This window comes from Trinickia violacea, assembly GCF_005280735.1.
Lineage (GTDB): Bacteria > Pseudomonadota > Gammaproteobacteria > Burkholderiales > Burkholderiaceae > Trinickia_A > Trinickia_A violacea.
This window is the reverse complement of sequence record NZ_CP040078.1, coordinates 215,237-229,030: the sequence shown is the minus strand read 5'-3', so window position 1 is coordinate 229,030 and position 13,794 is coordinate 215,237. Positions and strand designations below refer to the sequence as shown.

Here is a 13,794-nt window from a genome sequence, read left to right as displayed (position 1 = left end):
GGCCATGCGCGCGATGGCGCCGTGGTGCCGTCACAAGTGAGCTCTCCATTTTCTCGATCAACACAACTTTCAAACGGACGATCCCATGCCTTACTCACCTTCTGCAGCGTATAGGTCCGCCAGGATGATGATGCTCGACGCGCTCGAATCCGTGTCGAAAGCCCATACCGGCCTCACCACGCACTTTCTGTCCAACACGGTGAAGACGTCCCTCGCGAAGATGGGCACGGAAACCAAGGTCAGCATCGGCACCGGCGTGGCGGTTGCCGTCGGCGTGACCATTGCCAGCATCGCAACGGGCGGCCTCGCGCTTGGCGTACTGATCGGCCTCGGTGCGGGCAGCTACCTGCTCAAGAACATCATCGAGAAGATCGGTGCGGAATTGAACCGTCCGAGCCGTAACTGGCTGAAGAATTTCCCCAGTGCGAAGCCGAAGCAGGACGCCGAGATGGGTGCTTTCCTGACCGTGGAAGCCAGCGATTCGCTGCGACGCGCGGTCGATCACTTCCGCATGATGAAAACGATCGGCGACGAAATCAAGAACGCGACGACTCACCATTTTGTGAGCTGCGAAGATGCGATCAACTATGCCAAGGCGGTATCCCGGTTCATCCATCACAGCGACAAGGTGCGCAACTACACGCTGCCGTCGCTCGATCTGCTGATCTTCTATCTGGGTCAGTATGAGGAGCTCACCAAAATATGGGGCGTGGAGGAAGCCAAGATCAGCGCAGCGTTGCAGACCTGGTTCGAAAACCATGGCGACGGTCGCTGCTGCCCTCACGGCGATAGCAAGAACGTTTGCTATGCGACGTCGTTCGCCGACCCGAATGCCATGCCCTTCAAGCGGCACGCCGAGGCAACGCGGACCTTGCCGGCAAGCTTCCCCCCTGTTCCGCCGGCGCCGGCCGATGCAAACGCCGTGCTGATCAGCGAGATTCTTGCCGACCTGGAGGCGCGTCGCGCCAAGATCATTGCCGGCATGCACGCGTCCAACAACGCCACCCGGAACTACAGCGCGGATCGGCTGACCACCATGACGACGCACGTGGTGACGCGCGACAGGGCGGGGGTATCCGTGGGGGGGCCCGTCACCGACGAAATGCACGTCGTACGTCTCAACAAATTGTTGGACGCCGTGTGGCGGCAGGTGGACCGCCCCGGCTATTTCGTGCGGGCGGCAAGGCGCGCGGAGCACTGGTATACGCGCAGGACGAGGAGCGAGAAAGCCGGGGCGTTGATCAGCGAACTGCTGGCTGTCGGCTCGATCTTCGTGCCGTTCGTCGGCGAGGCCAACGCGTTGACCAAGCTGGGACAAAGCGCCATCTCGAGCAGCATTACCACCGCGGTGCTGGTTGGCGACAAGGTGGGGCTCAACCTGCTGAAGGGCTCCGACGGCATCGCCATCAGGTCCAATCTGCTCGCTCACGAGCTCGTCGAGGCGCACGCCACGACCGAGATCCGCGAGGCCGCGGCCGGCGTGGAGAAAGTGATGTCCAAGCTGATGCTGCATTTCGGGAAGGCAGCGAAGGCAATTGAGTCGATCCAGAACTCGCCGCCCGCCATCGAGTCGTGCAACGACGCCATGGCCTGGTCGACCAAGGTGGCGGAAATCGTGTTGCAGATGGAGAAAGTGAGCCGCTACGCGGGGCCTTGCGTCGGCATGGTCCATGTGCTGACCAACCAATGCTATGCCTGGACAGAAGCGGAAAGCGACGTGTGGTGGGAGATGGAATCGAACGTCGCCGAATGGTTGCGCACCCCTGCCGCGCATGAGCACTGCCGGATTGGCGGCACGAAGTGCTATGGCCCGAAACATCACCTCGCTGGAGCGAACTTTCTTGGGCGCGGCGGCACGTGGGTGCATTTGACGAACGATCCGCACAGTCCGTTGACGTGACGTCGCTGCCGCGGGGAGCCAGATGATGGATCTGCATGGAACCGCGTGCCGATGATTCGGCAAAAGCGGTACCTCACTGACTTCCCTGGCTTTCGTCAAAGTTACGCGATCAACCTGTGCTCAACCCAGCATCACTCTCAAACCGTGAAACGCTCGTAAACATGGAGAGCTGCTATGCCACTCAACAAGTTGTCGACTGGTGTCTTCCCATCTAAGGAAGTACTGGCTTTGAACAAGGCGATAGACCAGTACAACGCAAATCCCAATGCTCTTCAGCTAGACACGATCGAGGCGATTATCAACAGCCGTGATCGGGCGAACTGGACATCGAAAGCCATGGAAATCATGAGGCTCGAGATGGCAATAAACGCGGAGCGCCGCGCTTTCCGTGGCGCGGCTCAGGGTGTTAGCGGAGTTGGAATTCTAGGCCCCAGCGCGGTAGTCAATCTCGCTCCCACCGCATGGATTGAAATATTGAATGCCAACGCTCCATCGCTTGATGGCGTACTGTTTGACGGCACGGGCAAGCAAGGAGCACAAGGGAACACGCATAAGATGTCGTTGCCGAACGGAAAAAAACTGTTCGCGAAGACCGCTCGCGGACATGACAAAGGTAGTGTGGAAACAGAGTGTCAGCGCGAGTACCGTGTCTACAAAAGACTCTATGAAACCGCCGGGGAACATCCCAATTTGGTCAAGGTTTGGGGGTGGGCCGATATAAGATTTGGGGTTCAACACGAGATCGGTTTCATCATGGACCATATCGATGGGCCAGATGGTCGCGCTATGCAGTCCAGGTTGAAGGAGGCCTGGGACCTCGGAATCGTATCCTCAGCGGAATACTGGAGTTCGATTCAATACATCGGACGCTGTCATGTCAAAGTCATTCAATATTTGAAGGGTGCGGGCTGGGTGCACAACGACATCAAGCCCGAGAACTATGTGGTTGATTCGGCGAGCGGAGAGGTGATCGTCATTGATCTCGGAGGTGCGGGGTTATCGGGAGAAAGATGGAATGCGGTGACAGTGGAATACCTGGCTCCTGAGATGATGAATGGCGGAAGACCGGATTTGGCGGCGAGGGGAGCAGTGGCGTCTGACATATTTAGTCTTGGCGCGTCTATTGCTCATGCAGCGGAAGCCGCTCATGCTTTTCATGCTGTGGCGCAACCCAACCAGGGGCTAACCGCGAACGCAACCGCTTTCCGTCAAATAGGCAGGCCGGTCGAGGGCATCGCCCCGGGTCGTTATAAAAATCCGTTCGAGTACGGGGTGGAAACGGATTACACACGGCAATTGATGCGAATGATGAACGAGAATCCCTTGGAGCGTGAAAAAACGCTCGATGAGCATTCGTCCAATAAATTCTTGAACGACAGTATTTTGGATGACGAGCAAGCGAGGGAAGTGCTGAAAGGGATTGCTTCTGGGGCGCGCAAAAAGAGCTGGGAAGAAAAGTGGCTTAGGGCAGGGAAATCGCCGCCAACCGGCGTGATGATGGATCGGAGTTCCCTGGAAAGCAAATTGAACGACAAGATGCGCCATTTTCGGGGGAGCTTGGGTATAAGTGTAAATTCCAATCTGTCAAAGGCCGAGGCGCTACGGGAGGAGGCCGATCTCAATCGCAAAAGGAAGGAATTAGAGGAGGTCGCGAAGCTAATCAATCAAGCCAACGCATTCGGCATCGACACATCTCGAGATAGACGGATCGTAGGGCAGCTTTTGAGGGAGTGTGATGGCGCAGAGCAAACTATCAAAGCAGCACTCGGCCGGCATCAGCCCCAGGGATCTCGTCAATGGTTTCGCCGTTGAGTCGGGCAATCTGCCTCTCAACGAGGCCTTCGTTTTGGGGGAATTGAGAACTGACTCGATGGATGCGCGCCGGCGGGCTTGCCTACCGACGTCGTAGACACCCCCTGGCGCGCTCCAACGACGCTTTGCACGTCGAACCCTTGTCCGTTGTCCTCTATGATGACGAACGCCGTCCACCTACGCGGCGGTACCCGTGCGGATCTCGCTGGCGCGCGTGTGATGCAGGATGTTTGCGATGCTCTCCTGCATGATGCGCAGGAGTTCGGCGCGCGTGCTCAGTACCCGTGGTCAGTCAGACAACAGCCCCAGCGTCCTGGCCTCATAAATGGCTTCCGCCTTCGACGTGACGTTGAGCTTGCTGTAGATGCGCCGCATGTAGGTCTTCACGGTAAAGGGCGACAGCTGCGTTAGCTCCGCGATTTCGTGTGCCTTGAAGCCCTTGGTGATCAAGTCGAGCACTTCCTTCTCGCGGGCGGACAGCAAGGGCGCAGACGCCACTTTTGGTTTGCTGCTTTCGGCGCCGCTTTGCCGCAGACGCGTGAGTATCTGCCGCACGATGACCGGGCTGACCGGATTGCTGCCGCTCGCGACTCGGCGGATCGCGTCGCTGACGCAAGAGGACGGCCCCGCCTCAGGGCCCCAGCAACCCGGCCGCAATGTTCACCGACAGTCCCAGCACCGCGGCGTTGAAGAAAAACGACAAAATCGACTGCCCCAATGCCGTACGTCTCGCGCGGCGCGAACACAGCGAAACATCGGAGGTTTGGGACGCCACCGCAATCGTGAAAGAAAAGTAGAGAAAGTCCCAGTAGTCGAGCGGCTGGCTCTGCTCGGGAAACTTCAACGATGCGCCATCCTCGCCGGCCTGATGGTAGTACCGCGCGTACTGCAAGGTGAAGACAGTGGGAATCAGCAGCCATGCGCCGACCATCGTTGCGCCTGTCAACGCGTAGTTGATGCTCGCTTGGCGCGGGCCCAAGCCCTTGGCAGCCGACAATTCGACCACGATCGCCACGAGGCTCGCAACGGCCGCCGCAGTGATGATCGCAAGTACCGCAGTCGCCCCCTCGTCTTCCCGCTCGGCCACTCGCTGTACCTCTTCGGGGCTTGCACTGACCATCCGTGCCCAGATCATGGCGAGATAGAGCCACATGCCGACGTCCCATGCGAACAGCGCCCGCTGTATCGGCCGCAAATGCCAGGGCTCGATGACGTACGCGATGATTCCGATGGCCACGCCGATAACAATACGAGGACGGTGCTCAAAAAACGAAGAATGCGCGCCGAAGCGTCCATACGAATCCGATCGAGTAAGTGACGGGGTGAGGGCCGCAGCGTTGCACCGGTCGGCAGGTCGCTAAAATCGCCGCGTGGGTCCGCTGGAAAATCAACAACGTGCAGACGTTGGCCTGGTCCGTCACCATAACATCACCGATGAATCGCGGACTGCGGCGAATTGCGCGTGCCCCGACGTCGGCTACGGCCGAACTGCGCTCCGACGCCCCCCTTCCCGTCAAGGGTGCTGACGCCCGGCTTTCGTCCGCGCTTTCGGCCAATGAATCCTGCGATTTGGGCCACGGTCAGGCCATGCGGGTCCAGAGGCGGACTTTCTGTACCCGACATTGAATTCCGGCTTCCGCTCGACTAGTCTGGACGAAACGCACCAGTAGAGTTTCCCGCACATGCGCCATGAACGGGGAGCGTCATGGACAACCAGTTGGCCAGGAAGTCGGTGAGGGGCGGTCGGCCTTCGCGGCACGAAGCGGAGGTTCGCGCGCAGGTGGTGCTCGAGGTGGCGAAGGGAAAATTTCTTTCGGCCGGCTATCGGGAAACGAGCCTCGATGCGATTGCCCGCGACGCCGGGGTGGCGAAAAAGACGCTGTATTGTCACTTCGGCAGCAAGGCTGGCCTGTTCGACGCGATCGTGCGGACCCTGACCGATGTGTGGGTAGAGGAACTCCGGAAAATCGTCGACAACGATAACGATCCAGCTGCCGTGCTCGAAGCCGCGGCGCTGCATCTTCTCGATGTGGGTACGCGGAGTGACATGATCGAGCTGTACCGGCTGCTGCTGGTCGAATCGCGCCGATTTCCGGAGCTTGTCTACGCGTATCGCGACCGCTGTGGCAAGTTTTTGGGCCTCGAGCCGCTGACGGACTATCTGCGGCGCACCGTAGAGCGGGGCGAGCTCACGATCGAGAATGTCGATCTCGCCGTGGAGCAGTTCGTCAATCTGGTGCTCGGCGGCGTGCGTGCGCGGATGCTGCTCGGCTGTGCGCCCCGCCCGAATGCGGCGAGCCGGCGGCGCATCGCACGGCAGGCCGTCGGCATTTTCGTGTCGGGATACGCAGCGTAGCGCATCGCTTTTGTGCGCTTGCGTCTTTTGATTGTGTAGGACTGGGAATAAATGTAGACAAATAAAGGTAGCTGGTGTGCCCGCACTGCCATGCGTTCATGGAGAAACGCGCATGAAGACAGATCCGCAGACCGTCGGCTTTGCAGCAAGAGGCGTCGCGCGGCCGGGATGGCGGCGCCTCTGCGGCGGCGTGGCGCTTGCGATCGTCGTGTCGCTCGCGGGCTGCCTGGCCGGTCCCGACTATCGCAAGCCCGAGGTGCAGATCCCTCAAGGCTTCAAAGAAGGCGTCGACTGGCAGCGCGCCGAGGCCAATCCGGCAGCGTCGCTATCCAGCACCTGGTGGCGCATGTATCAGGACGCAACGCTCGACGACCTCGTCGAGCGCTCGCTGAATGCCAATCAGTCGATCGTGGCGGCCGAGGCCGCCTATCGCGTCGCGCTCGCGACCGTGGAGGCCAACACCGCGAGTCTCTTTCCGGTGGTGACGGGCAGCCTTTCGGGCTCGCGCACCGGCTTCGGCAGTGGCGTGACCCAATTGCCCAGCGGTTCGTCGTCCGTGGCGGGGTCGGGCGGGCGCGTGGTCAACAGCGCGAGCGCGCTGGTGTCGGCGAGCTGGGAGCTCGACCTGTGGGGCTCGATTCGCCGCGCGATCGAATCCGCGAAGGAAAGTGCGCAGGCCAGCGACGCGCAGCTGGCCGGCGAGCGGCTCTCGATTGAAGCGAGCGTGGTCATCGATTACTTCGCGCTGCGGCAGGGCGACTACGACATCAAGTCGCTGACCCGGCAGCAAGAGATCGACAGCCGGATTTTCGACATGACCCAGGCTTCGTATCGCGAAGGCGCGGCGTCGAGCGATCAGGTGCTCGTGGCCCAGGACAATCTCGAAGCCGTGGTGGCCGAACTGCAGACCACCAAGATAGCCCGCGAGCAGGACGAGCATGCGTTGGCCGTGCTGGCCGGCGTGCCGCCGGCGGACTTTGCGATCCCGCCGGACCCGGATCACGCATTCGTGACTCCGGACGTGCCGCTCGGGCTGCCCTCGGAACTGCTCGAGCGGCGCTATGACGTGGTGAGCGCCGAGCGCACGGCCGCGGCCGCGAATGCCAGGATCGGCGTGGCCGAGGCGGCGTTCTTTCCAAGCGTGACGCTGTCGGCGGAGGGCGGCTTCCAGCACAACACGCTCGCGCATCTCTTCTCGCTGCCGAACCGGCTCTGGACGCTCGGCCCCGATCTTGCCGAGACGATTTTCGATGCCGGCGCGCGTACCGCCGCGGTGAGGCAAGCCCGCGCGACCTATGACGAGGATGTGGCGACCTATCGCAACACAGTGCTCACCGCCTTCAGCAGCGTGGAGGACAGCCTGTCGTCGGTCAATCATCTGCGCGTACAGGAAGCGTCGTTCGCCAACATCTTTCGCCGCAACCAGCAGCTCTTTTCGAGCATGCAGGCGCAGCGCGACTTTGGCGCGGCGAGCGAACAGGACCTGCTCACGCAGGAGCTTACGTTGGTCGAGGCGGAGCAGAGCCTGCGCGACACGCAGTCGGTGTTGGCGCAGAGCAGCGTCACGCTCGTCAAGAACCTCGGCGGCGGCTGGCAATGGGACGAGAACAAGGCTGCATCGGCAGCGGGCCACCCGCTGTCGTCGACGGCGTTTTCGTCGATGGATTCGCAGGCGCGCCAACTGGACGCTGGATCGCCTCCCAATTGAATGCGCTTCTGAATGGAGTCTCCACTTCATGAAGTCACTCCCCAATAGCGTGTCGGTGCTGTGTCTGAGCCTCCTCGCTCTCGCAGCCTGCTCGAAAAACAAGCCGGCTGCGCCGCCCGCGCCCAAGGTGGCCGTGACGACGGCTCACGTGCAAACCGTGCCGCTGACGCGGCAGTTCGTGGGACGTCTTTCGCCCTATTACAGCGCCAACGTGACCGCTCGCGTGTCCGGTGTGCTGGTGAAGCGCATCTATGCCGAGGGCAGCGCTGTCCGGCAAGGCCAGGTGCTGTTCGAGATCGATCCGGCGTTCTACAAGGCCCAGCTCGATAACGACATCGCACAGCTTGCGCAGGACCAGGCCATCTACGTCAACGACCACATCACCGCCGTGCGCAACCGCAAGCTGCTGCCGGTCGGCTCGGTGTCGCAACAGACGGTCGACAATTCCGATGCCGCCGAGCGCAGCGCGGCCGCCAAGGTGCAGGCGGATCAGGCGCTGGTCGAGAGCGCGCGCATCAACCTTGGCTACACGCGGGTGACCGCCCCGATCAGCGGCATTGCCGGGCAGCAGCTCGTGACGGCGGGCGCCCTGGTCGGCAGCGGTACGAGCGACACCGGAGCGAGCAGTACGCTCTTGACCACCGTCCAGCAGGTCGACCCGGTCTATGTCAACTTCACGATCAGCGCCGCCGACCTGATCACGTTGCGGCAATCCCAGGGCAACGGGGTCGATCTCGCACAGCAAAGCTCGATGACCGTCCAGGTGAGCCTGCCCAACGGCACGCCCTACGACCACACCGGCACGCTCGACTTCTCGGATCCCGCTGTGAACGCGACGACGGGCACCGTCAACCTGCGCGCACTCGTAGCCAATCCACAGCACCTGCTGCTGCCCGGCATGTATGTGACGCTGATTGCCCACTTAGGCCAGCAGAGCAACGTCGTCCTGATCCCGCAACAGGCTCTGCTGCGCGATACCGAGGGGCCGTATGTGCTGGCGGTCGGGCCGGACAACAAGGTGGCGCGCAAGGACGTCGAGACGAACGCCAGCCTCGGCACTGACTGGATCGTCACGAAGGGCCTCGCCGAGGGCGACCGCGTGGTCGTCACGGGCGTGCAGAGCGTGCATGAGGGGAGCGAGGTCTCCGCGACCCCATGGCAGCCGGCCGTTCAACCCTTGGCGGCGGCATCCGGCAGCCAGCCGGCCAGCGCGGCGCAATAGGAGAGCATTCCATGCCGAGTTTCTTCATTGAACGGCCGATATTTGCCTGGGTGGTCGCCATTTTGATCTCGCTGTTCGGCATCATCGCCTTGCGCAGCATGGGGATCGATTCGTATCCCGACATCGCGCCGCCGCAGGTGACGATCACCTCGACCTTTCCGGGTGCGAGCGCTGCAACGATGGAATCGACGGTGACCCAGGTCATCGAGCAGCAGCTCACCGGCATCGACAACCTGCTGTACTTCAGCTCGAATTCGAGCTCGAACGGCCAGAGTGTCATTACGCTCACCTTTGCGACCGGCACCAACCCGGACATTGCGCAGGTGCAGGTGCAGAACAAGGTTCAGATCGCCCAGCCGTTGCTGCCCTCGCAGGTGCAGCAACTGGGCGTGGTGGTCGCGAAGTCGAGCCCCGACATTCTGTTGTTCATCGCGCTGCGCTCGAACCGGCCGGGCGTCGACGCGGCACGGCTTTCGGACATCCTCGCGTCCCAGATCCAGCCGGTGATCGGGCGTATCACCGGCGTCGGCAATACCACGCTGCTCGGTTCCGAATACGCCGTGCGCATCTGGATCGACCCTGACAAGCTGCAGGGTTACGGACTCTCGACAACCCATGTGCTCAACGCGGTGAATTCCCAGAATGCGCAGTTCGCCGCCGGTTCGCTCGGGGCGGATCCGGCGGTGAAGGGGCAGGTCTTCACGGCGACGGTTTCCGGCGACGCGCTGTTCTCTTCGCTGCAGCAGTTCCGCGACATCATCCTGCTGTCGAACAGCAACGGCACGACGGTCCGGCTCTCGGATGTCGCGCGCATCAGTTTCGGCGCGCAGACCAATGGCCTGGCGCCGGTCTACGACGGCAAGGCCGCCGGGGGTATGGCGGTTTATCTGCTGCCTGGCGCCAACGCGCTCAAGGTGGCCAATGCCGTCAAGTCCGCGATGGCGGACCTCGCGCATGACCTGCCGTATGGCGTGACGTGGGACATTCCGTATGACACCACGCCCTTCATCACGGCTTCCATCACCGATGTGGTCAAGACACTGGTCGAAGCCGTCATCCTGGTGTTCTTCGTGATGCTGATCTTCCTGCAGAACATCCGGGCCACGATCATCCCGACCCTCGTGATTCCGGTTGCGCTGCTCGGCACGTTCATCGGGCTTGCGGCGCTGAATTTCACGCTGAACCAGCTGACGCTCTTCGGTATGGTGCTCGCGATCGGGATCGTGGTGGACGACGCGATCGTGGTGATCGAGAACGTCGAGCGGATCATGAGCGAGGAGCATACGGAGCCGAGAGCGGCCACGCGCAAGGCCATGGCGCAGATCACGGGCGCCATCGTCGCGATCACGGTCGTGCTGTCCGCCGTGTTCGTGCCGTCCGCGCTGCAGCCGGGCGCAACCGGCATCATCTACGCGCAGTTCGCGCTGACCATCGCCGTCTCGATGTTGTTCTCCGCATTTCTCGCGATGTCGTTCACGCCGTCGCTCTGCGCGGCGTTCCTGAGGCCGGTTCACGCGCACGAGAAGGGTGTGATTTTCCGCTGGTTCGACCGCGGCTTCGACCGGATGTCGCACACCTATTTTGGACACGTCGGACGGGCAGTGCGCCATGCGCCCCGCTGGATGATGGCCTTCGTGCTCGTGGTCGTTCTGACCGGCTTCCTCTACACGAAACTGCCGACGGGCTTCGTGCCCGACGAAGACCAGGGCTTCATGCTGGCGCTCGTGAACCTGCCGCCGGGCTCGACGCTGCAGAGCACGAACCGCGTGATGTCCGAAGTGCGCGAGAAGCTGCTGCATAGCGATATCGGCAAGGATATCTACGGCATATTCCAGCCGGAAGGTTTCAGCTTCGTCGGCACGAGCGAGAACGTCGGTATGTCGTTCATCAAGCTGGTCGATTGGAGCAAGCGCGGGCGAACGGCGATGCAGCTGATTCCCCAGGCCAACCAGATTCTGCACAGCATTCCCGACGCGCAATTGTTCGTCGTCAATCTGCCGACGATCCGCGGGCTGAGCCAGTTCGGCGGCGTCGATATGTACCTGCAGGCGCGCGCCGGCCAGTCGCGCGCGGAGCTCGGCCAAGCCGAGGCGACGCTGCTCGCGGACGCCGGCAAGAGCAACGTGCTCTTCGGCATCCGGCCGAATTCGCTGCCGAACGCGCCGCAACTGCAGATCGCGGTGGATCGCCCGCAGGCGCAGTCGATGGGGCTGTCGCTGACGGACGTCTACGACACCATCAAAATGGAACTGGCGCCGTTCTTCGTGAACCAGTTCACCTACGGCGGCCGCGTGAAGAAGGTGTTCATCCAGGCGGATGCGCCTTACCGGATGGGTCTCGATGCGTTTCAGCACCTCTACACGCCGGCCGGCATCACCAACGCCGCGTCGGGGACGACGAGCACGGCCGGGCTGGTGACCAACACGAGCGGGTATCTGACGCCGGTTGACCCGTCGGTGGCCAATACGTCGATCAGCCCGTACGACATGGTGCCGCTTTCGAGCGTCGTCAAGACCAGCTGGTACAACGGCCCGACCGTGCTGCCGCGCTTCAACGGCTATTCCGCCGTCGAAATCGTCGGCAATTCGGCGCCCGGCTATTCGACGGGCCAGGCAATGCAGACGCTGCAGGGCCTCGTCAATCAAAAACTGCCGCGGGGATTCGACGCGGACTGGACCGGGCAGTCCTATCAGGAGCTGCTGGCGGGAAGCTCGGCGACGACGCTCATGGCGCTTTCGATCCTCGTGGTCTTTTTGTGCCTGGCCGCGCTCTATGAGAGCTGGTCCATTCCGGTTGCGGTGCTGCTCGTGGTCCCGCTCGGAATGCTCGGCATGCTGGCGTTCTGTCTGTGGCGCGATGTGCCCAACGATATCTACTTCAAGATCGGGCTCGTCACGGTCATCGGCCTGGCCGCGAAGAACGCGATTCTGATCGTCGAATTCGCGGTCGAAGGGCAGGCGAACGGGATGACGCTCTACGATGCGGTCACGACTGCGGCACGCCTGCGCTTGCGCCCGATCCTGATGACTTCGATGGCCTTTATTCTGGGTGTGTTCCCGCTCGTCATCTCCACAGGGGCCGGTTCTTCGTCGCGGCACGAGATCGGCACTGGCGTGATCGGCGGGATGCTCTTCGCGACGTTCTTCGGGCTGTTGCTGATTCCGGTGTTCTACGTGACGGTGCGACGGCTGCTCGGTGACAAGCTCGAAGAGGCCTCGCACAAGCTGAAGCATCACCACGGAGGGACAACGGAAGCGTTCGCGCGTCCGCACGACGAAGGTGGCGATATCGGTCGGTATCGGTGATGGAGACAGCGACCGGAGTGGGTACGCATAGTGTGACGCGGCGCCGCCGCTTATTGCGGGGTGAGACAACGATATCGCCGAATAAAGCCGGAGCGCTTGCCCGTCAGCGCAGGACGTCTTGCCTGCTAGTGCACGGTTGTGCCGTCTTTAAACGGTCGTTCCGCGTTCAAGGACGCGGTCTGCTCGCGAAGTTAGGCTGCGCGCCGGCGACGTTGCCCAAGGGAGTAGCCGATTCCACCGAGGGCATATCGAAGAGATCGCGCGTGAAGCCACGTTCGCGCTCGATCGAAGGCGGGTTGCGAAAACGCTTCACGAGCTCGAGCCAGGTTTCGAAGTCTCCTTCGCGTGACGCTTTGTGCATCGCGGCGAGGTCCCGGCCTTTCAGCACGCTCGGCTGGGCGAGCCGAACGAAATAAGGCGCCTCGAGCTCGACCGCAAGCGCGATGGGATAGCGCTTGCCGGTCTGTTCGCTCGTTCGCCCAATGCACTCCACCACCACGGTGCCGAAGGCAGCCCCCAAGGGCTTTCCCGTGCACACATTGCGCAGGTGCTCGGGGTACGCCTTCACTCGGCTGCCGATACTCAGTTCTGTGGGAGACGAGCAAACCAGCGCGTAGTGGTGTTCCCTGCGTCGACCCGACGGAAGCGTTTTGCGGCTCGTGATGAAGGTGTGGGGCGGCAACGGCCGCACTTGGCCGCTCACGTCGATCCACGCGTTCCACAGGAGCACGTCCTCGCGCTTTCTGTCGGCGGGCTTGACGTTGCTCGACGCCGGCGAGAAAAGGGCCATGAGCGAGCCGATGCGGTGTGCCGCGCCCCGCGCACTGCTGCCGAGCGACTGGCTCGTGCCCCATAGAAAGCGTCCGCCGCCCAGCCTGCGTTCCCATTCCTTTCGAAGAACGATCGTGGGGAGCGTTTCGCCGGACTCGCTGCCGATCTTGGTCCAGCAAAACGCGGGCGGTAGGTGCTTCAGTGTCATCAACTTCCTCGGGACAGTGCCGTTCGCCGAATTCGACGGGCAATTCATTAGCCGTTAATGTGTCGGTATAATGAATGGAATGGAAGCCCCGGACACCGATTTTCCCGTGCAGGACCTGTTGCGCCGACTCATGGCGGATAGTCGTTCGTCCAGCGAAATAGCGCGTCTTTCTGGAGTCAGTCAGCCTACGGTCTCACGCCTTCGCTTATCGAGCGGGCACCGGATGCGCAGAAGTGCGTCATTCAATAAGCTATGCAGTTTCTATGGTGTCGACGCGCGTCTTGCGGGGAAGCGAGTCGGCGGCTACAACGAGTTGCTGCGCAATGCGATCGTCGATGCGTGGGACGGTTCGGACGAGCACGGGCGCGCCTTGCTCAGGGTGATCGAAGGTTTGAAGGGGCTCAGCGGCCGGGCCGAGGGGCCGGCGGCGCCCACGGGGGAAGGGCGTCGGCGAGCGGGTTGATCGCCCGTCCGAACACTGGCTCGTTGTCGAGGCGTTCGAGCGGGAGCGG

9 protein-coding genes and 1 pseudogene are annotated in these 13,794 nt (G+C 62.1%); 7 read left to right on the top strand and 3 right to left on the bottom strand.

Annotation, left to right across the window (positions count from 1 at the left end; genetic code table 11):
• Positions 1 to 130: 130 nt before the first annotated feature.
• Both FAZ95_RS23035 and FAZ95_RS23030 read left to right on the top strand, forming a co-directional pair.
• On the top strand, positions 131 to 1,900 hold the full coding sequence (locus tag FAZ95_RS23035; RefSeq protein ID WP_137334845.1) for a hypothetical protein: 1,770 nt from the start codon (positions 131 to 133) through the stop codon (positions 1,898 to 1,900).
• A gap of 174 nt (positions 1,901 to 2,074) precedes the next feature.
• Positions 2,075 to 3,712, top strand: a complete 1,638-nt coding sequence (locus FAZ95_RS23030; protein WP_137334844.1) for a protein kinase domain-containing protein — start codon at positions 2,075 to 2,077, stop codon at positions 3,710 to 3,712.
• A 288-nt stretch (positions 3,713 to 4,000) separates the two neighbouring features.
• Here FAZ95_RS23030 and FAZ95_RS23025 read toward each other — a convergent pair.
• Positions 4,001 to 4,324, bottom strand: a pseudogene (locus FAZ95_RS23025) (response regulator transcription factor); the annotation flags it as partial.
• Positions 4,325 to 4,343: 19 nt separating this feature from the next.
• Positions 4,344 to 4,949 (bottom strand): DUF1345 domain-containing protein, encoded by a 606-nt coding sequence (locus FAZ95_RS23020; RefSeq protein ID WP_254700264.1) that lies wholly within the window; start codon positions 4,947 to 4,949, stop codon positions 4,344 to 4,346.
• Positions 4,950 to 5,492: 543 nt separating this feature from the next.
• On the opposite strand from FAZ95_RS23020, the gene FAZ95_RS23015 reads away from it, so the two are divergent.
• The 4 genes from FAZ95_RS23015 to FAZ95_RS23000 all read left to right on the top strand — a co-directional run bounded on the left by FAZ95_RS23015 (position 5,493) and on the right by FAZ95_RS23000 (position 12,303).
• On the top strand, positions 5,493 to 6,068 hold the full coding sequence (locus tag FAZ95_RS23015; protein ID WP_254700263.1) for a TetR/AcrR family transcriptional regulator: 576 nt from the start codon (positions 5,493 to 5,495) through the stop codon (positions 6,066 to 6,068).
• A 112-nt stretch (positions 6,069 to 6,180) separates the two neighbouring features.
• Entirely contained in the window at positions 6,181 to 7,776 is a 1,596-nt protein-coding gene (locus tag FAZ95_RS23010) for an efflux transporter outer membrane subunit (RefSeq protein WP_137334840.1), read from the top strand.
• A 28-nt stretch (positions 7,777 to 7,804) separates the two neighbouring features.
• Positions 7,805 to 8,998, top strand: a complete 1,194-nt coding sequence (locus tag FAZ95_RS23005) for an efflux RND transporter periplasmic adaptor subunit (protein WP_137334839.1) — start codon at positions 7,805 to 7,807, stop codon at positions 8,996 to 8,998.
• A gap of 11 nt (positions 8,999 to 9,009) precedes the next feature.
• Positions 9,010 to 12,303 carry an efflux RND transporter permease subunit gene (locus FAZ95_RS23000; protein ID WP_137334838.1) on the top strand — a complete coding sequence of 1,098 codons (3,294 nt, stop codon included), beginning with the start codon at positions 9,010 to 9,012 and terminating at the stop codon, positions 12,301 to 12,303.
• Between the two features lie 166 nt (positions 12,304 to 12,469).
• Here FAZ95_RS23000 and FAZ95_RS22995 read toward each other — a convergent pair whose 3' ends face one another.
• Positions 12,470 to 13,282, bottom strand: coding sequence for a hypothetical protein (locus tag FAZ95_RS22995; protein ID WP_137334837.1), 813 nt, complete (start codon positions 13,280 to 13,282; stop codon positions 12,470 to 12,472).
• Between the two features lie 79 nt (positions 13,283 to 13,361).
• Between FAZ95_RS22995 and FAZ95_RS22990 the strand changes: the two genes are divergently transcribed.
• The gene (locus FAZ95_RS22990; RefSeq protein WP_137334836.1) at positions 13,362 to 13,745 is read left to right on the top strand and encodes a helix-turn-helix domain-containing protein; all 384 of its coding nucleotides are present in this window, start codon (positions 13,362 to 13,364) and stop codon (positions 13,743 to 13,745) included.
• Positions 13,746 to 13,794 lie beyond the last annotated feature (49 nt).

What these genes read in the sequence shown, in the direction of transcription:
- FAZ95_RS23035 (WP_137334845.1), top strand. Translation starts at nt 131, where the DNA reads ATGCTCGACGCGCTCGAATCCGTGTCGAAAGCCCATACCGGCCTCACC.
- FAZ95_RS23030 (WP_137334844.1), top strand. Translation starts at nt 2,075, where the DNA reads ATGCCACTCAACAAGTTGTCGACTGGTGTCTTCCCATCTAAGGAAGTA.
- FAZ95_RS23010 (WP_137334840.1), top strand. Translation starts at nt 6,181, where the DNA reads ATGAAGACAGATCCGCAGACCGTCGGCTTTGCAGCAAGAGGCGTCGCG.
- FAZ95_RS23005 (WP_137334839.1), top strand. Translation starts at nt 7,805, where the DNA reads ATGAAGTCACTCCCCAATAGCGTGTCGGTGCTGTGTCTGAGCCTCCTC.
- FAZ95_RS23000 (WP_137334838.1), top strand. Translation starts at nt 9,010, where the DNA reads ATGCCGAGTTTCTTCATTGAACGGCCGATATTTGCCTGGGTGGTCGCC.
- FAZ95_RS22995 (WP_137334837.1), bottom strand. Translation starts at nt 13,282, where the DNA reads ATGACACTGAAGCACCTACCGCCCGCGTTTTGCTGGACCAAGATCGGC.
- FAZ95_RS22990 (WP_137334836.1), top strand. Translation starts at nt 13,362, where the DNA reads ATGGAAGCCCCGGACACCGATTTTCCCGTGCAGGACCTGTTGCGCCGA.